Source organism: Ruegeria sp. AU67 (assembly GCF_900312795.1).
GTDB lineage: Bacteria > Pseudomonadota > Alphaproteobacteria > Rhodobacterales > Rhodobacteraceae > Ruegeria > Ruegeria atlantica.
This window is the reverse complement of sequence record NZ_OMPH01000020.1, coordinates 197,959-215,677: the sequence shown is the minus strand read 5'-3', so window position 1 is coordinate 215,677 and position 17,719 is coordinate 197,959. Positions and strand designations below refer to the sequence as shown.

General features: G+C 57.5%; 16 protein-coding genes. 7 read left to right on the top strand and 9 right to left on the bottom strand.

Annotated features, from left to right (window positions below):
• Positions 1–37: 37 nt before the first annotated feature.
• On the top strand, positions 38–2,194 hold the full coding sequence (locus DK510_RS10730) for a hypothetical protein (RefSeq protein WP_109312063.1): 2,157 nt from the start codon (positions 38–40) through the stop codon (positions 2,192–2,194).
• Between the two features lie 66 nt (positions 2,195–2,260).
• Here the strand turns inward: DK510_RS10730 and hppD are convergent, their stop codons facing one another.
• Positions 2,261–3,358: a 4-hydroxyphenylpyruvate dioxygenase gene (hppD, locus tag DK510_RS10725; RefSeq protein ID WP_109312062.1), complete on the bottom strand. Its 1,098-nt coding sequence runs from the start codon at positions 3,356–3,358 to the stop codon at positions 2,261–2,263.
• Between the two features lie 146 nt (positions 3,359–3,504).
• Between hppD and DK510_RS10720 the strand changes: the two genes are divergently transcribed.
• Both DK510_RS10720 and DK510_RS10715 read left to right on the top strand, forming a co-directional pair.
• On the top strand, positions 3,505–3,960 hold the full coding sequence (locus DK510_RS10720; RefSeq protein WP_109312061.1) for an Lrp/AsnC family transcriptional regulator: 456 nt from the start codon (positions 3,505–3,507) through the stop codon (positions 3,958–3,960).
• Between the two features lie 19 nt (positions 3,961–3,979).
• Positions 3,980–5,860, top strand: a complete 1,881-nt coding sequence (locus tag DK510_RS10715) for a monovalent cation:proton antiporter-2 (CPA2) family protein (protein WP_109312060.1) — start codon at positions 3,980–3,982, stop codon at positions 5,858–5,860.
• Between the two features lie 28 nt (positions 5,861–5,888).
• Here DK510_RS10715 and cobT read toward each other — a convergent pair whose 3' ends face one another.
• A complete protein-coding gene (cobT, locus tag DK510_RS10710; protein WP_109312059.1) occupies positions 5,889–6,902 on the bottom strand; it encodes a nicotinate-nucleotide--dimethylbenzimidazole phosphoribosyltransferase in 1,014 nt (337 codons plus the stop codon).
• Positions 6,903–6,981: 79 nt separating this feature from the next.
• On the opposite strand from cobT, the gene cobS reads away from it, so the two are divergent.
• Entirely contained in the window at positions 6,982–7,746 is a 765-nt protein-coding gene (cobS, locus tag DK510_RS10705) for an adenosylcobinamide-GDP ribazoletransferase (RefSeq protein WP_109312183.1), read from the top strand.
• Here the strand turns inward: cobS and DK510_RS10700 are convergent.
• The 6 genes from DK510_RS10700 to DK510_RS10675 form a co-directional block, all read right to left on the bottom strand.
• Entirely contained in the window at positions 7,743–8,510 is a 768-nt protein-coding gene (locus DK510_RS10700) for a potassium channel family protein (RefSeq protein WP_058277667.1), read from the bottom strand. The two genes, cobS and DK510_RS10700, sit on opposite strands and share 4 nt — an antisense overlap.
• Positions 8,511–8,626: 116 nt before the next feature.
• Positions 8,627–9,145 carry a CarD family transcriptional regulator gene (locus tag DK510_RS10695; protein WP_058277666.1) on the bottom strand — a complete coding sequence of 173 codons (519 nt, stop codon included), beginning with the start codon at positions 9,143–9,145 and terminating at the stop codon, positions 8,627–8,629.
• Between the two features lie 285 nt (positions 9,146–9,430).
• The gene (gene fdxA / locus DK510_RS10690; protein ID WP_058273871.1) at positions 9,431–9,769 is read right to left on the bottom strand and encodes a ferredoxin FdxA; all 339 of its coding nucleotides are present in this window, start codon (positions 9,767–9,769) and stop codon (positions 9,431–9,433) included.
• A 66-nt stretch (positions 9,770–9,835) separates the two neighbouring features.
• Complete coding sequence (locus DK510_RS10685) at positions 9,836–10,201, bottom strand: RNA-binding S4 domain-containing protein (protein ID WP_109312058.1); 366 nt, start codon at positions 10,199–10,201, stop codon at positions 9,836–9,838.
• A 6-nt stretch (positions 10,202–10,207) separates the two neighbouring features.
• Complete coding sequence (locus DK510_RS10680) at positions 10,208–13,006, bottom strand: helicase-related protein (protein WP_109312057.1); 2,799 nt, start codon at positions 13,004–13,006, stop codon at positions 10,208–10,210.
• 22 nt (positions 13,007–13,028) lie between these two features.
• A complete protein-coding gene (locus tag DK510_RS10675) occupies positions 13,029–13,598 on the bottom strand; it encodes a tetratricopeptide repeat protein (RefSeq protein ID WP_233494683.1) in 570 nt (189 codons plus the stop codon).
• Between the two features lie 69 nt (positions 13,599–13,667).
• Here DK510_RS10675 and DK510_RS10670 point away from each other — a divergent pair, with 69 nt between their 5' ends.
• The 3 genes from DK510_RS10670 to DK510_RS10660 all read left to right on the top strand — a co-directional run bounded on the left by DK510_RS10670 (position 13,668) and on the right by DK510_RS10660 (position 16,830).
• Complete coding sequence (locus DK510_RS10670) at positions 13,668–13,958, top strand: SCP2 sterol-binding domain-containing protein (RefSeq protein WP_058273875.1); 291 nt, start codon at positions 13,668–13,670, stop codon at positions 13,956–13,958.
• On the top strand, positions 13,958–14,935 hold the full coding sequence (locus DK510_RS10665; protein WP_109312056.1) for an alpha/beta fold hydrolase: 978 nt from the start codon (positions 13,958–13,960) through the stop codon (positions 14,933–14,935). The genes DK510_RS10670 and DK510_RS10665 overlap by 1 nt, the downstream gene beginning before the upstream one ends.
• A 74-nt stretch (positions 14,936–15,009) precedes the next feature.
• Positions 15,010–16,830 carry a M3 family oligoendopeptidase gene (locus DK510_RS10660; protein WP_109312055.1) on the top strand — a complete coding sequence of 607 codons (1,821 nt, stop codon included), beginning with the start codon at positions 15,010–15,012 and terminating at the stop codon, positions 16,828–16,830.
• On the opposite strand, the gene DK510_RS10655 is transcribed toward DK510_RS10660, so the two are convergent.
• Positions 16,831–17,718, bottom strand: a complete 888-nt coding sequence (locus DK510_RS10655; protein ID WP_109312054.1) for a DMT family transporter — start codon at positions 17,716–17,718, stop codon at positions 16,831–16,833.
• Position 17,719 lies beyond the last annotated feature (1 nt).

The following is a 17,719-nucleotide window of genomic DNA, read 5'->3' as shown; positions in this document are numbered from 1 at the left end:
TTTGCACAGATGCTGACAACTATGGTTTTTCCGGATTATGAAACCCGCCTTTGCGCTGTCTTTTTCTTCGACCGGAATATCCTTGCACCACCATTCGGATGGTGACTGGTTCTGCATTGGCGAGGTTGCTCCGGATGCGCCCGACCTGAATACGCAGATCATCGCATTGCGGGATCAGGGCTTTGCCCTTGAAAACGACCTGAACTGCAAGCTGGTGATACCAGCGGATCAGGTGCGGTTTTTGTCCGTATCAACAGAGGGCCTAAGCCTCGAGGAAAGCGCTGAAAAAGTGCGAGCGGAACTGACCGAGGCAACTCCCTATGCGCTGGATGAGCTCGCCTTTGACACCGCAACCATCGGTCCGACAACCCATATTGCTGCTGTCGCCAGGCAAACCCTGGATGAGGCCCGGACATTTGCCGCCGAGCACGGGTTTGTTCCGGTGCAGTATTCAACCCCGATCGAGGGTCAGGAATATCCGTCTGAACCTCGGTTCGAGATCGATACCCAAGACACGGTCATTGCTGCGGAACCGTTCGAGGTTGAGGATTCTGCCAAAACTGATGAAGGCCCAATCGCAGACACGATTGCAGATTCCGAGACCCCGACAGAGTTTCCTTCAGCTCCCGACACGACCCGCGCAGTAGAAACGGTTGAAGTAGAAGAATCCGCAAAAGAAAATGAAGCTGCTGCCGATCGGGCGATCGCTGAAACCCAAGACCAAACGGAGGTTCCTTCCGCGCCCGATGCGACTGCAGCAGTGGAACCCGCTGAGGGTGAAGAACCTGCCCAAGAAGATGATGGCCCTACCATTCACGCGATCGCTGATACTGAGACCCCGACGGAGTTTCGTTCAGCGCCCCTCGCGAATATTGCTGGCAAAACGAAATCCACACCCCCAATCAACCGCTACGCCGTTCCAGCCGCGGCGGCCGCTCTCGTTGCTGGTATTGCCCTGACCGTGTGGTCGTTGACTGGATCTGACGACACCGAATCCTCAGTGGCCGAGGCGGTTTCGATTGAAGAAACTGTGCCAAACCTCGTACCTGACGAACAGATCGCCCAAACACAGGAGGTTGACAGCGATCCCGAGCTTGAATTCGAACCTGAGGCGGCCGCAACCGCGCCAGAGGAAGAGCCGCAAACCAAACCTGTTGAAGAAACCGCCGCTGATCTCAGCGCGACCGATGCTGCAATCCTCGAAGCGCTGAACGTGGCACCGACCCAGGTCGAACCGGTGGGACAAGAGCCAGAACCAGCGGAAATCTCGTCACGAGCAGGCATCCAGATCTTCGCCCCCGAACCTTTGCCCGATCCGGTCCTGGAGCCGCCAGAGGACCTGTATCTAGCATCCCTGGACAGCACTGATTTGTCGCAGGACGCGGTGGCGCTTCCGCCCGTCAGCAGCTTTGAAACTGACCTGCCGTTTGAACAAAACGCCCTGCCCGCTCAGGCCGGAGTCCAGTTTGATCTGGACGAACGCGGCCTCGTTACTCCCTCAGCCGAAGGGACCCTGAACCCTGACGGGGTGGTCGTTTACCTTGGCCGGCCCGCCAAGGTTCCCCCTGCAGTTCCGGTTCGGTTCGAACAAGAGCCGATTGAGGAAGATCCAACAGCCCGCTTAGCGCAGAAACGCCCGAATCCCCGCCCCGCCAATTTGCTGGAAAGCTTTGAACGGCAACAACTTGGCGGACGCACACGCGAAGAACTGGCGGTTCTGCGTCCTAAACTGCGCCCCAAGTCCCTGCAAAGCAGCCCTCAAATCGACGAAACGCCGACGGCTTTGGCAGTCGTTCGCGTTCCGCGCCCCAAAACACGACCAGCCGGACTTGCCCGCCCGGCAAGTACAAACACAAGCACCGCCAACCTTGGATCGACTGCAGCGGTCGATCAAAGCTCGGACGAAGCTGGTTCTTTCCAACCAAAGGCCGTGGCACCGAAAATCCCGTCGACCGCCTCGGTTGCGCGGCAGGCGACCATCGACAATGCGCTTAACTTGCGCAAGCTGAACCTGATTGGGGTTTACGGGACCCCGGCCAATCGGCGCGCGCTGGTCCGGTTGCCCAGCGGTCGTTACAAAAAACTGAAAGTCGGAGACAGGCTGGACGGCGGCAATGTTATCGCCATTGGCGACAGCGAATTGCGCTACCAAAAGCGCGGAAGAAACCTGACGCTGAAAATGCCGCGGAGCTGACGGTTCAAAAAACAAAAGCGGCCGAGGAATATCCCCGACCGCCCTTTGGTGACTTAACTTACGCCGTTAAGCAGCTGAAATTTCGCCGCTTTCGATCTGCTCCCGTTCGATGGATTCGAACAGGGCCTTAAAGTTCCCTTCGCCAAACCCATCATCACCTTTGCGTTGAATGAACTCGAAAAAGATCGGGCCGATCACGGTTTTCGAGAAGATTTGCAGCAAGATCCGGGTCTCGCCACCGTCCAGCACACCCTCGCCGTCAATCAGGATGCCGTGCTTGATCATCCGGTCCAGAGGTTCATCATGATCCACGACACGTTCCTTGGACATGTCGTAATAGGCCTGGTTCGGACCCGGCATGAACTTCAGGCCCTTTTCCGCAATCGCATCGGTCGAGGCGTAGATATCTTCACTACCCACGGCGATATGCTGAATACCTTCACCCTTGTACTTCTTGAGGTATGATACGATCTGCCCGGTTTCGCCACGGTCCTCATTGATCGGAATACGGATACGACCACAGGGCGATGTTAGGGCGCGGCTAAACAACCCGGTGAATTTGCCCTGAATGTCAAAAAAGCGGATTTCACGGAAGTTGAACAGGCTCTCGTAGAACTTGAACCACTTGTCCATGTTGCCTTTGTACACGTTGTGCGTCAGGTGATCGAGGTAATAGAACCCGTCGCCGCGCGGTTTGGACTGTTTGTCCCAGGTGAATTCCTGATTGTAAGGCGATGTTTCATAATACTGATCGATGAAATAGATCAGCGAACCGCCAATACCCTTGATCGCCGGTGCATTCATGGTCTTGTCCGCCGCGTCATAAGGTTCGGCCCCTTTTGACACCGCGTGTTCATAGGCTTTCTGCGCGTCCACGACACGCCATCCCATGGCAGGGGCGCAGGGGCCGTGTTCGGCCACGAACTTGGCGGCAAAGCTCTCCGGGTCGGCATTCAGGATGTAGGTCACGTCCCCCTGCTGCCACAGCTCAACCATAGGCTTGTCCGTGTGGTGTCCGACCAACTCGAACCCCATTTTGGTGAAAAGATCGCGCAGTTCTTGCGGCTCGGGATGGGCGAATTCGACAAATTCAAACCCATCGGTTCCGGCTGGATTTTCAGGGCTGATGACAGATTTCGGGGCGTTGTGCGGGAAAGGACCCATGGCGCGTCTCCGTAAAAACAGGAATTTCTTTGCTGATTCCAAAATACGCCTTACCGAGCGCTGTTTCTGCGCATAGTTTTCGTGTAAACTATAATCATATGCGTAAATCACGCATGAACTTGGGAAAATTTGGAGAAATTCCGCATATGCTGGATTCCACCGATACGCGACTGTTGTCTGCCCTGCAAAAGGACGCACATCTGACCGCGCATCAATTGGGTGAAATGCTGAACCTGTCACCAAGCCAGGCCGGGCGCCGCCGTCAGCGGCTTGAGGCCGAAGGTTATATCACCGGATATGCGGCACGGCTGGATCCCCTAAAACTTGGCCTGCAGGTCCAAGGGTTCATTCAGGTGCATTTAGGCACACATGGCCCGGAACAATCCGCGAGTTTTGCCCGCATGGTCGACACCCGCCCCGAAATCACCAGCGCCTGGACGATGACCGGAGAGGCAGATTACCTGCTGCACGTCTATTGCGACGATCTTTCCGCGCTCAACTGCTTGCTTCACCAGGTGATACTGCCGCATCCTGCAGTGGCACGTGTGCACAGCCAGATCGTGATGGACCAACTCAAACGCGACGCGCCATTGCCCACCTGACCGGACCGAGAGGACAAACATGGACGATTTCCTTTACCAGGCTTCAATCTATCTGGCTGCCGCCGTGATAGCAGTGCCCTTGTCGGCACGTCTGGGGTTGGGTTCAGTTCTTGGTTATCTGGCCGCTGGCATCGTCATTGGCCCTGTGTTCGGGCTTGTGGGGGCCGAGACCGAAAGCCTGCAGCATGTAGCGGAATTCGGTGTGGTCATGATGCTGTTCCTGATCGGGCTAGAGCTTGAGCCGCGCGCTTTGTGGGACATGCGAGACCGGCTTCTTGGACTGGGCGGTCTGCAGGTGTTGTTGTCCACCGCAGTCATCGCTGCAGTTGCCATATATGCAAATCACCCTTGGTCGGTCGCACTAGCCGTCGGGTTAACCTTATCTCTGTCATCCACAGCAATTGTTCTGCAAACGTTGTCGGAAAAGGGGTTGATGCAGACAAATGGAGGTCGGGCGACGTTTTCGGTGCTTCTGACGCAGGATATCGCGGTCATTCCCATTTTGGCGATGCTGCCGCTTTTGGCGCTGCCTGCAATGCCTCATATCGAAAACGACGGCTCAATCGACCGCGGCGCGGATGCGCTGCATGAGGCCGGACATCATAGCTTGTCACTTGTCGAGGGTCTGCCCGGCTGGGCCGTTACGCTGGTTACCATCGGCGCAGTTGCCTTCGTCATTCTGGCTGGCATCTACCTGACGCGTCCACTGTTCAGGTTCATCCACGCCACTAGGCTGCGCGAAATGTATACGGCGCTGGCGCTGATGATCGTCGTGGGCATTTCCTTCCTGATGACACTAGTCGGACTCTCCCCTGCTCTGGGCGCGTTTCTAGCGGGTGTTGTTCTGGCAAGCTCAGAATTCCGCCACGAAATGGAAAGCGACCTTGAACCGTTCAAGGGACTTTTCCTGGGGCTGTTCTTTATCACGGTCGGCGCCGGGATTGACGTTGGCTATTTCTTCAACGACCCACTGGACCTGATCGGTCTGGCACTACTGGTCATACTGGCTAAAGGGATCATCCTGTATCTGGTCGGTCGCGCGTTCCGGCTGCGCGGTCGAGATCACTGGTTGTTCACATTGGGTTTGGCGCAGGCAGGCGAATTCGGCTTTGTGCTGTTGGCCTTTTCAACGCAACAAAACGTCATCCCACCTGATTTATCGCAAAAACTGTTGATGATTATTGCCCTTACAATGCTGATCACCCCGCTGCTGTTCATCATCTTCGATCTGCTGTCGCGCCGTATGGGTGATGGCGTCCCCGAGGCCGAGCCCGATGAGATCGACGAAAAAGGCCCGGTCATCATCGCTGGCATTGGGCGCTTTGGTCAGATCGTGAACCGGTTGGTCCGCGCGAGCGGGTTCAAGACCGTCGTACTGGACCATGATATCGAGACAATCCAGTTGATGCGACGGTTCGGCGTCAAGGGGTTTTTGGGTGACCCCACGCGGCCAGAACTGCTGCGTGCCGCCGGGCTTGAAAAAGCTTCTGTTCTGGTTGCCGCGATGGATGACCCCAAGCAAGTCACACGTTTGGTCGGCTTTGCCCGGCGTCAGCGACCGGATTTGCACATTGTGGCCCGCGCACGAGATCGTACCCATGTCTACCAATTGTATCAGGCCGGAGCGAATGACATTGTCCGCGAGATGTTCGACGGATCACTACGGGCAGGTCGCTATGTCCTGGAAAACGTAGGTCTGAGCGAATACGAGGCGGCTCAGGCCGAGCAGACGTTCTACCACCACGACCGCGCCTCTGTGCGTGATCTGGCAGAATTGTGGATCCCTGGTATGCCGACCGGTGACAACAAGAAATACATCGAACGGGCGCGGCAGCTTGAAAAAGACCTGGAAACCGAGCTGCTGGAACTGGCCGAGAAACACGCAAAGAGATCAGCCTGACCCGGCCCTGCCGGATCAGGCGGTGTGATCAGCCGTCCGAAACACCCGCTTCGGCAAATGTCGCCATGCCGGAATGGCACGCGACCGCGCTTTTAAGTATGTTGATCGCCAGCGCCCCGCCCGAGCCTTCGCCCAAACGCAATCCAAGGCTCAACAATGGCTCTTTGCCCAACTTGGCCAATACCGCTGCGTGCGCGCCTTCTGCACTTTGGTGGCCTGCAATCGTGTGATCCAATGCGCCCTCGGACATGTTTGCCAGACAGGCCGCAGCCGCCGAGCAGATAAAGCCGTCAAGAATAACCGGGATACGCAAGGCACGCGCAGCGGCGATGGCCCCGGCCATGGCCGCGATTTCACGCCCGCCCAGACGGCGCAGGATTTCCAACCCGTCACCCGACCCGCCATGCAAGGCGATGCCTTCGGCCACGACGCGTATTTTGTTGGCCAAACCGGCATCGTCTACCCCAGTGCCACGCCCAGTCCAGTCTGCGGCGTCGCCACCGAACAAAGCGCATGCGATGGCAGCCGCCGGGGTCGTGTTGCCGATACCCATCTCTCCAACCACAAGCAAATCGGCATTGTGGTCCACGGCGGTCCAGCCCACGCGCAGGGCCTCAAGCAATTCTTCTTCGGACATCGCGGGACCAGCGGTGAAATCCGCGGTCGGTCGATCCAGATCCAACGCGTGCACATTCATCGTCGCGCCCGCCGCTTTGGCCAGCTGATTGATCGCTGCGCCGCCATGTTCAAAGTTCATGACCATCTGAACGGTCACCTCGGGCGGAAAGGCCGACACGCCTTGCGCTGTGACGCCATGATTGCCCGCAAATACGATGACCTGAGGAGCAGAGATCTGCGGCCGGGCATCCCCACGCCAGCTCGCATACCAAATTGCCAAATCCTCAAGCCGGCCCAATGCGCCGGGAGGTTTAGTCAGTTGTCCGTTACGCTCAGCAGCACCTTGCAGCGCATTGCCATCCGGTCCCGGAGCGTTACTCAGGGCCTCGCGAAGGGTATTCAGGTCTTTTAATTCCGGCAGCATCCAAAGCCTCGTTGCATCAGAGTGGTCCTGTGTGTTTAACCGAAGCGTCCGATCCAACAAGACCCCGAAAGGCGCGGGAGTGAACAAAAACGACACCAAACTGTTTTCCGCGTGGGATTTTCCGCTGTCGCTGGTCCTGTTGACGCGTCTGCCGATGCCGCGCCTGCCGGAATACCTGTTTGCGCGGCAGGCCAATGCGACCTGGGCTTTTCCCTTGGTGGGGCTGGTCGTCGGGGCGTTGGCCTGTGCCGTCGGTTGGACGGCCAGTGCATTCGGCCTACCTGCATTCGCCAGCGCCGTAATACTTGCGGCGGTGCTAGTGATCACCACTGGCGCGATGCATGAAGACGGGCTTGCGGACACGGTTGACGGATTTTGGGGCGGGTTCACCACCGAAGGCCGCCTGGAAATCATGAAGGACAGCCATATTGGTGCTTACGGCGTTCTAACTCTGACCTTTACCCAACTGCTGCGCGTCGCGCTGATCGCGGCGCTTCTGTCGGCCAACGCATTTGCGGGTATTCTGGCGGCCTGCATCATCTCACGCGCAGTCATGCCCATCCTCATGGCAGCTTTACCCAACGCCAGAAACAGCGGGTTGAGCCATTCGGTCGGCGGCCCAAAGGCCGAGACTGTGGCGACAGGCTTTGGCCTTGCGGTCATCTTATCGCTGCTGCTGATTGGACCAAGCACACTGATGGCAACGGTTTTTTCAGCGCTGATCGTTGGAATCCTGGCACTCGTCGCCAAGGCCAAAATCAATGGACAAACGGGGGACGTCCTTGGTGCCTCGCAGCAACTGGCAGAGCTTGCGTTCCTTTTGGCATTGGTTGCAACGCTCTAAGTCGTCCCGCCTGTTTCGATCCTCAGGGTTTCGCCGCAATGCTTGCAGTGAACTGCGTCAGGGTCATGACGGTAGAGGCCACAGTTTGAGCATTTGTGACGCACTTTCTGCGGCATGAAAATCGCCTGCGCCAACCGGACAAACAACGCCACCCCGACGATCATGATGAAGACCGAAAACAATTTGCCCCCCGGGGTCGCCAGTGTGATGTCTCCGAATCCGGTGGTCGTCAGGGTTGCCATGGTGAAGTAAAGCGCATCGATATAGGCGTGCGGGCTGTTTTCCGGGATGAAGAACACCAGAACTGCGGTGGACGTGGCAAACACGAACACCAACAGGTTGATCGCCGCGATCACTGCGTCCTCATGCGTCCGGAAAAAATCGCTGTCCCGTCGCAGATCCCTTAGCAGGTGATAGGAATGGATCAGGCGTAGCGCTCGTAAGATACGCAGGAACGCCAGATTCCAAGGTAGAAACAGATCAAGAAACAGCGAGACGATCACAACAATGTCGGCCATCGTGTAGACTTGGCGCAGTAGTTTCCAACGATCCTTCGAAATCCACATCCGCGCCGAGAAATCCAGCACGATGAAGAACCCAATGATCAGGCTGGCAACGGTGAATCCCGTGCCGTGTTCGCCATTTGCCGTAGCGACAAAGAAAACGATGGTGATCGCGTCAAACAGGATCAAGCCATAGCGAAACCAGACGGAAATGGGGTCGTGGCCGATATATAAATATTTAACTGTCTGTTTTAGGTTCACTGTCTACGCGCCTCTTCTTGCTGGAAAATTAGCCGTAAACGGCGCTTTCACCAAGCCACCAACGTGAAAAAGCCGCCCCCTTTCGGGAGCGGCCACAAAATTGACTTGAAAAGCGATCAGGCAGCCGCGGCCGCGCGCGAGGTCAGAACCTCATCAATCTGCTTAGCCGCCGATACTTCCCCTGCGCCGGACACAGCCGCGACTTCGCGGGTCAGGCGTTCCAGCGCGGCTTCGTACAGCTGACGTTCAGAATAGCTCTGCTCGCGCTGGTCATCAGTGCGGTGCAGATCGCGCACAACTTCAGCGATCGAGATCAGATCACCGGAATTGATCTTTTGTTCATATTCTTGCGCGCGGCGCGACCACATTGCGCGTTTCACCTTGGCCTTACCCTTCAGCGTTCTCATCGCCTGGCTTATAACGTCAGGAGAGCTAAGGGACCGAAGGCCGGATTCGGTAACCTTGTTGGTCGGCACCCGCAGGGTCATCTTGTCTTTTTCAAAAGAAATGACGAACAGCTCGAGCGAGTATCCCGCGACTTCCTGCTCTTCGATCGAGATGATCTGGCCCACACCATGGGCGGGGTAGACAACATAATCGTTCGGGCGGAACTCAAGCTTTTTCGACTTAGACATACAGGTTCATCCTTGGTTACGAGAGAGAGGCAGAGACAACAAAAGACCCCAAACCGCGCCACTATCTGGCCCAGTCAGGCGTTAAGTTTGTCAAAAAATCAGAACTCCAAAGCGTACATACTTACGGAGTCATCCCCATCTCATTCATCATTCAGTTTATGAGTATATCACAAAATTGCGACACCCGAAAGTCCGCCCCCCACAATGGTGAAGAAACCCCAGACTTTTCAAAGCGATACAGCTGAAGACCGCTATTCAAACCACCCGGTTCAGTTACCGAATCGCTTAACCGCCTTCGCCAGGTGCTTCGGAGAAATACTTCTCCATTTTACCCTCTTCGCCGTCACGCTCTTCCGCTTCAGGCAAGGGGTCTTTCTTGGTCACGATAACGGGCCATTGTTCCGAGAATTTTCGGTTGAACTCGACCCACTGTTCCATTCCAGGCTCAGTGTCGGGACGAATGGCGTCCGCAGGGCATTCGGGTTCACACACACCACAGTCGATGCATTCGTCGGGGTGAATGACCAATGTGTTCTCACCTTCGTAAAAACAATCCACCGGACACACTTCGACGCAGTCGGTGTATTTGCAGCCAATGCAGTTTTCGGTGACGACATAGGTCATTGTGGGATTCCCATTCTCGGTTTGGGCGTCTAGCTAATTCAGTCTGGCCTTCTCTTCAAGGTAGGATCAACCATCCCGGGGGCGAGAAAGATCAAGCGCGCGCCTATCTTTCTTTGTTGGACGACCCTTTCCCTCAAATCCCGGATTCTTAGGAGGCACGTCCTTCTTTTCCGTCATATCGAAGTATAACGTTTGTGCCTCGGTCGCCGGACCACGCCTTTCCCCCAGTGCTTCGACGCGTACTACGCGCACGATACGGCCTTGGGGGAAGGTCAGAACGTCACCGGGTCCGACGGCCTGCGCCGGTTTCAGAACCCGGTTTCCATTCAATCGGACATGGCCGCCACTGACCTGTTTGGCGGCCAGGCTGCGGGTCTTGAAGAACCGCGCCTGCCACAACCATTTGTCGATCCGCAGTTTGGCCTCGGCCATCGCAGATCAGTTGCCGTCCTTCAAACCCATAAGCGCTGCTGCAAACGGGTTATCGGGATCGATCGCCTTTTCCTTTTGGGGCGGACGCGACGAGAAGGTCTTGCCACCTTGCGGTTTGCCACCCTTCTTACCTTGCGGCTTGCCGCGACCATCCTGCGGTTTACCGCGCGGCTTGCCTTTGCCCGGCCCCTGCCCTTGCCGCTGTTCACGACGCGGAGCGCGATTGGCTGGACGCTGACGACCCCAGGTGAAAGTGTAGAACAGCTCAACTTCGGTCTCGTCTGAGGCGGGTTCGGTTGCCGGAGCCTCGGCTACCGCCTCGGTGCTTTCGGTGGCCTCGGCTGGCGCCTCGGGTGTCGGGGTTTCTTCGGCGGCAGGCTGTTCCGTCACATCGGTCGCGGGCTTTTCGGCTTCGACCGGTGCGGCTTTGACCTTTTCACGCTCACCGCGCTCGGCCTTATAGCCCAGACCTTGCATCAGATCCGCGAACTGCTCAAGCGTCATGCCGGTGATCGACAGCATATCGGGCTTGGCCTCGAAACCACCCCGGCTGTCTTCGGCGCGCAGCATGTCTGCCAGACGTTCCAGCATGTCGATGCGGATCGAACGCTCGCCGGCATCGCGGTAACCGCACATGGTATCGTAGCCCTCGGGCGCACCTTTGGCGACCGGAACAGTGACCAGACCCGGAGGCGGCGCGTCAGGGAATTCCTGCAATCCACCGGCCAGCGCCCAAAGAACCAGACGCAGACGCGTAGGCGCGGGTTTCAGCAGAAGCGGCATGAAGATTGTGAACTGACCAAACCGGATACCGTGCTTGCGCAGGGCTCCACGGGCGTCCTGATCCAGATCTTTGACCTCTTGCGCAACACCTGCGCGGGGCAGAACGCCCAGCCCTTCAACCATGCGGAAGGCGAACCCTTTGGCCAGACCTGACAACTCTTCGTCGCGCGACAGGTTCAGCAACGGCTCGAACAACGCCGCAACCTTGCGGTCTATGAAGTGCTGCAAACGGCGCTGCACTTTCTGTTCGACATCCGGGCCTGCGGCCTCATCCACAAAAACCTCGACCATCGGCCTGAGGGGTTCTGCCCCGGCAACAAGCTTGCCCACAGCATACTCACCCCACATCAGGCCACCCTGATCGGTAAAATCAATTTCGGTATCGGGCGCGTTGTAGAAGCGGTCTGCACGCAGATGGAATTGCGGTGCGAGTGCTTGCAGAGAGGCCGATTTCAAAGCTTTCGCCTCGGTTCCCTGTGCGCTTTTGTCCGGGGTAAACCGGAACCCTTCCAGACGACCGACGAATTCTCCTTCGACGGTCACTTCACCCTTGTCATTTACTTCGGCCAAAAGGGCCTCCTTCTGTTTGAGCCGGCGCAACAACACTGACGTGCGCCGGTCCACAAATCTCTGAGTCAAACGATCATGCAGAGCGTCCGACAGCCTGTCTTCTACAATGCGCGTTTCCGCGCGCCAATGTGATTCGTCACGCACCCATCCGTTTCGTTGCGCAACATATGTCCAGGTGCGAATATATGCCAACCTTTTGGACAGTGCATCAATATCCCCATCTGTTTTGTCGATGCGGCGGATTTGCCGCGCCATGAACTCGTCAGGGATAGCGCCGCGTTCATGCAGATGACCATAGACCACCTCAAGCAGGCTGGCGTGTTCTGCGTGGCTGATACCGCGAAAATCGGGTATTCGACACACATCCCACAGCAATCGGACGGACGGCCCATCGCTGGCGCGGGCGATGACCTCGGCCTCCTGAGACAGCGATTTCAGAGCGTTCAGGTCGTCTGCGGATCGGGCCTTGATCAGATGTTCGCTGTCCGGGCTGACTTCCAACGAGTCGATGAGGGCCTCAACCGAGCCAAACCGCAAAGCAGCATTCCGCCAATTCAGCTTTTTCATCGGCGTGAACCGGCTGTCCATGATCGCCTGCGCGACCCCGTCGTCCAGCGGAGGGGCCTCACCCGTCACGCCAAATGTACCATCGGACATCCCGCGCCCTGCCCGGCCTGCGATCTGGGCCAGTTCATTGGGGGCCAGGTGGCGCATCCTACGACCGTCGAATTTGGTCAGCGACGAAAACGCCACGTGGTTCACATCAAGATTCAAACCCATCCCAATGGCGTCAGTTGCAACGAGGTAGTCCACCTCACCGTTCTGATACAGCTCGACCTGCGCATTCCGGGTGCGCGGGCTGAGCGCGCCCATAACGACGGCGGCACCGCCCTTTTGGCGGCGCAGCAGCTCGGCAATGGCGTAGACGTTATCGATCGAAAACCCGACAATGGCACTACGTGCGGGCATGCGGCTTATCTTTTTCGAGCCGGAATAAACCAGCTGAGACATTCGTTCACGGCGAATGAACTGCACTTCGGGCACCAGCGCCGCAATCGGACCTCGCAAAGTGTCAGAGCCCAAAAACAGCGTCTCGTTCGTTCCGCGCGACCGCAGCAGACGGTCGGTGAAAACATGTCCGCGCTCGGGATCTGCACACAGCTGGATTTCGTCGATGGCTACGAAATCTGCGCCCATACCTTCGGGCATCGCCTCAACAGTGCAAACCCAATACTTTGCACGCGGCGGAACGATCCGCTCTTCACCCGTTACAAGGGCAACGACCGACGGTCCGCGGATCGCGACGATCTTGTCATAGACCTCGCGCGCCAGCAGACGCAGCGGCAGGCCGATCACACCCGTCCGGTGCCCCAGCATCCGCTCAATCGCGTAATGGGTTTTGCCTGTGTTGGTCGGGCCCAGTACGGCCACGATTCGGGATGACCCGCTCACCTTTGCCCCCTGCCCCAGCTTGTTAGAGGGCCGAGCCCTCGACCCGGGGCTTCAGTCGATTCACGGCATTGGTTACTTCTTCGTGATGGGGATGTATAGCTAAAGCACGCTCATAAGCGTCCAGCGCTTTGTCGGGTCGATCGACGATCTCAAAAATCAGTCCCAATCCGTAGATAGCCTCGTAGTTGTTGGGGTTCAGCGTCAGGGCGTATTCCAGATCAGCCGCAGCCATACCGAAACGTTCGATCCCAAAAAAGGCCGATGCCCGCACGTGCCAGGCTTCGGCGAATTGCGGCGCGTGATCAGTCAGCGCAGTCAGATGCTGGATCGCAGCCAGCGAGTCGCCATCCTCCAGCGCCTCGCGCCCGCGCTCAAGCAACAGATCCGCCGAGGCCGAACCAGACTGAGCCCACAGCGCCTTGAGCTGACGATCTATGTTCATCGCCTGTTCGGGGGTTGCCTCCGACAGTTGCAGCAATAGCTGTTCCTCATCCTTGGAATCCGCCGTTTGGGCGAAAGAAGGAATGGAAAACGTGACTAGAAGCGCTGTTGCCGCGACGATACCTTTGAGATTGGTGCTTGCAATGCTCATAACAACGTTCAGTGTAGCGCTGCGCCCGCGGATGTCCATTCCCGGCGCACAAACATAGTGAGGAGAATCATGAGCGACACTCTGGAAAAAGCGGCAGCCGCGTTGAACGAAAAACTGTCTGGCGGCGATTTTACCGCGTCGGCAAAATTTGCCATCGCAGATCTGGGCTCAATCGTTCTGGACGCAAGCGGCGCGCGCGTCAGTGACGAGGAAACAGACGTCACCATGAACGCCGATGCGGATACGTTCGAACAAATACTCAGCGGTGAATTGAACCCCACCGGCGCGTTCATGTCAGGCAAGCTGACCGTGGACGGTGACATGGGCGTTGCCATGCAACTGGCATCGGCACTGGCCTGATGGACCTGTCGCCGGCCCCTTTCTTTGCAGACATGGCCGGCGTCCCCGCCGGTGGTCAGGCTCATTGGCTGAACACAGCGGACAACACACGCATTCGGGTGGGCCACTGGCTGCCCGAAAGCGATACCTGCGGCACGGTGATGATGTTTCCCGGCCGCACCGAATATATCGAAAAGTACGGCAATTGCGCGGCCGAGTTTACGGATCGCGGATTTGCCTTTCTGGCCGTCGACTGGCGCGGCCAGGGCCTGGCCGACCGGTTACTGGATGACCCGCGCGTCGGGCATGTCGAGCAGTTCACGGACTATCAACAGGACGTTCAGGTCACGCTGGACCTGGCAACCGAACTGAACCTGCCCAAGCCTTGGTTCGTGATCGGACATTCCATGGGCGGGGCTATTGGTATGCGCGCGGCCTTGGAAAAGAACTGCTTTGCCGCCTGTGCCTTTACCGGGCCGATGTGGGGCATTTTCTTTACCCCGATCATGAAACCGCTCAGCCGTCTGACAGCCTATTGGGGGCCTAGGATCGGGTTGGGGGAAAAAACACCACCGACGACGTCCTTGGAAAGCTATGTGGCCTCCCAACCGTTCGAGGGGAATGTACTGACCCGCGATCCGGACATGTTCCAGATGATGAAGGATCAACTGGTTGCACAGCCCGAACTGGCGCTTGGCGCGCCTTCGACCATCTGGCTGCGCGAAGCATTGGATGAATGCGCCTGGTTGATGGACCAGACCGCTCCGGATACGCCATGTCTGACCTTTCTGGGCAGCCATGAACAGATCGTCGACCGCAAGGCCATCCGCGCCCGAATGGCGAACTGGCCCAGCGGCACTTTGGTCGAAATCCCAGATGGCGAACACGAAGTTCTGATGGAGGCACCCGACGTACGCGGGCCGGTCTTTGACCAGTTGGCCACGCATTTCAAAGCCGCGCAAACTGACGCGGTGCCGGAACCGGTCCTGTCTTCCTAAGTCCGATCACGCACCGCTTGTGATCCCCGCCTCGCGCGCCTAGATGTTGGCGAAAGCTATTATCGAGGTGATCCATGCGCGACCTTCCCTTTCCCATCCGAGACGCAAATGCTGCCGGAGGTGCCGGCAATCTGGGCAACCTGCCGGAATGGGATCTGACCGATCTCTACACCTCAGAAGACGCGCCCGAACTGTCCCGCGATCTGGACTGGTTGGAAAAGGAATGCGCCTCGTTTGCCGAAGACTACGAGAGTAAGCTGGCTGATCTGGATGCTGCAGGTCTGCTGACCTGCGTCGAGCGCAATGAGAAGATCAATTCAATTGCCGGGCGCATCATGTCGTTTGCAGGCCTGCGCTACTATCAGCTGACCACAGATGCCGAGCGTGCCAAGTTCCTGTCCGACATGCAGGAAAAGATCACCATCTTCACCACCCCGCTGGTGTTCTTCACACTCGAGATCAACCGCATCGACGACGATGTCCTGAAGGCGCATTTCGATGTGAATGCCGATCTGGCGCGGTACGAGCCAGTCTTCCGCCGCATCCGCGCGATGAAACCCTATCAACTGTCTGACGAGCTTGAGAAATTCCTGCACGACCTCGGCGTTGTTGGCGACGCGTGGGAGCGTCTTTTTGACGAAACCATTGCCGGGTTAACCTTCACCGTCGATGGCGAAGAGCTGAACATTGAAGGCACCCTGAACTTTCTGACAGAGCAGGACCGTGCCAAACGCGAAGCGGCCGCGCGCGAGTTGGCCGCTGTGTTTCAGGACAACGTCAAAACCTTCGCTCGTATCCACAACACACAGGCCAAGGAAAAGGAAATCGTTGATCGCTGGCGCAACATGCCAACGGCGCAAACCGGTCGCCACCTGTCCAATGACGTGGAACCCGAAGTGGTTGAAGCTCTGCGCGAGGCGGTCGTGGCCGCCTACCCCAAGCTCAGCCATCGCTACTACGAGCTGAAACGCAAATGGCTGGGCCTGGACGTAATGCAGATTTGGGACCGCAACGCACCCCTGCCGATGGAAGACACGCGCATTGTTGACTGGGATGAAGCCGAGAAGACGGTCATGGACGCCTATACTGCCTTCGATCCCCGCATGGGTGAAATCGCGGCTCCGTTTTTCTCAAAGGGTTGGATCGACGCGGCCGTGAAGCCCGGTAAAGCTCCGGGCGCATTTGCGCATCCAACCGTCACCGAGGTTCATCCATACGTGATGCTCAACTATCTGGGCAAACCGCGCGACGTGATGACACTGGCGCATGAGTTGGGGCACGGCGTCCATCAGGTACTGGCGGCCGATCAGGGCGAGATGCTGTCTTCGACCCCACTGACACTGGCAGAAACGGCTTCGGTCTTTGGTGAAATGCTGACCTTCCGCAAGATGTTGGACAAGGCCGAAACTCCGGAACAGCGCAAGGTGCTGCTGGCCGGCAAGGTCGAGGATATGATCAACACGGTCGTGCGCCAGATCGCCTTTTACGACTTCGAATGCAAGCTGCATGCGGCCCGACGCGAGGGCGAGCTGACCCCGGATGACATCAACGCTTTGTGGATGAGCGTTCAGGCCGAAAGCCTTGGGCCCGCATTTGAATTCATGGATGGGTACGAGACCTTCTGGGCTTATATCCCGCACTTCGTCCATTCACCGTTCTACGTCTACGCCTATGCGTTCGGTGACGGTTTGGTGAACGCGCTATACTCCGTCTACGAAAGCGGTGCGGATGGGTTCGAGGACAAGTATTTCGAGATGCTGCGTGCAGGTGGGTCCAAACACCACAAGGAACTGCTGGCCCCGTTCGGATTGGATGCAAGCGATCCCAAATTCTGGGACAAGGGTCTGTCGATGATTTCCGGCTTTATCGACGAGCTGGAAGCGATGGAAAACTAGTCACTTCTGGCTTTTGGTCGTCAGGAAAATGGCGACCACAATCAACACAGCCCCTAGGGCCGCGACCGGCGTGATTGCGGCCCCCAGAAACAGGGCTGAGTTGATGAACGTAAACACCACGGATGCGGCGAACATCAAGGTCGCAGTCAACGTCGAGACCCGCGCGGCGGCCTCGTACCAGAGGTAGTAGGCCAAAGCGGTCGGCAGCACTCCCAACAAAATCAGGAACACGACATCGTTGGCTGTTGGTATTTGCAGTGAAAATGCGGCCAGCGGGACCAAAAGCACACCCGAGCACAAGAATATCCCAAATAGGAAGTTCAGACGTTCTCCGGTCGTTTCAGAATTTCGCATCGCCCGGCTGCTCGAGATTAGGAAAACCGCCCAGCTTAGCCCTGCGCCGATTTCAAGCAGGTCCCCGAACAGGGGCTCTCCACCGCCTTGGAAATCCTGATAAACCGTTAGGAAGACGCCGAAAATCGCCAACCCCGTAGCAAGTATGTCTGTGCGCGTAACGGGCGTGTCGGCAAAGAAATACAAGAAGATCAGCACAAAGAATGGCGCCGTGTTCTCAAGAACCATGGCATTGGCTGCACCGGTATGTTCAAGCCCGATGTGGAACAGGATGTAGTTGACCACAGTGGACAGAACGGCCAGCCGAAAGTTCCAGTCATTCAACCGGATTGAAACAGCGACCCGCATCACGCGCAGCATGCAATAGATGGCGATGGCTGCGATGAACAGGCGCGTTACCGCAATTTGCAGCCCTCCCAGATCGCTGGTCAGGTAGCGGACTATGACGCTGTGCGTGCCCCACAGGAAAGCCGCAAGAAACCCAAGAACCAGCCCGTTTTGCAAGAGTGGCTGCTTCTCTTTGGTGTCGGGCATC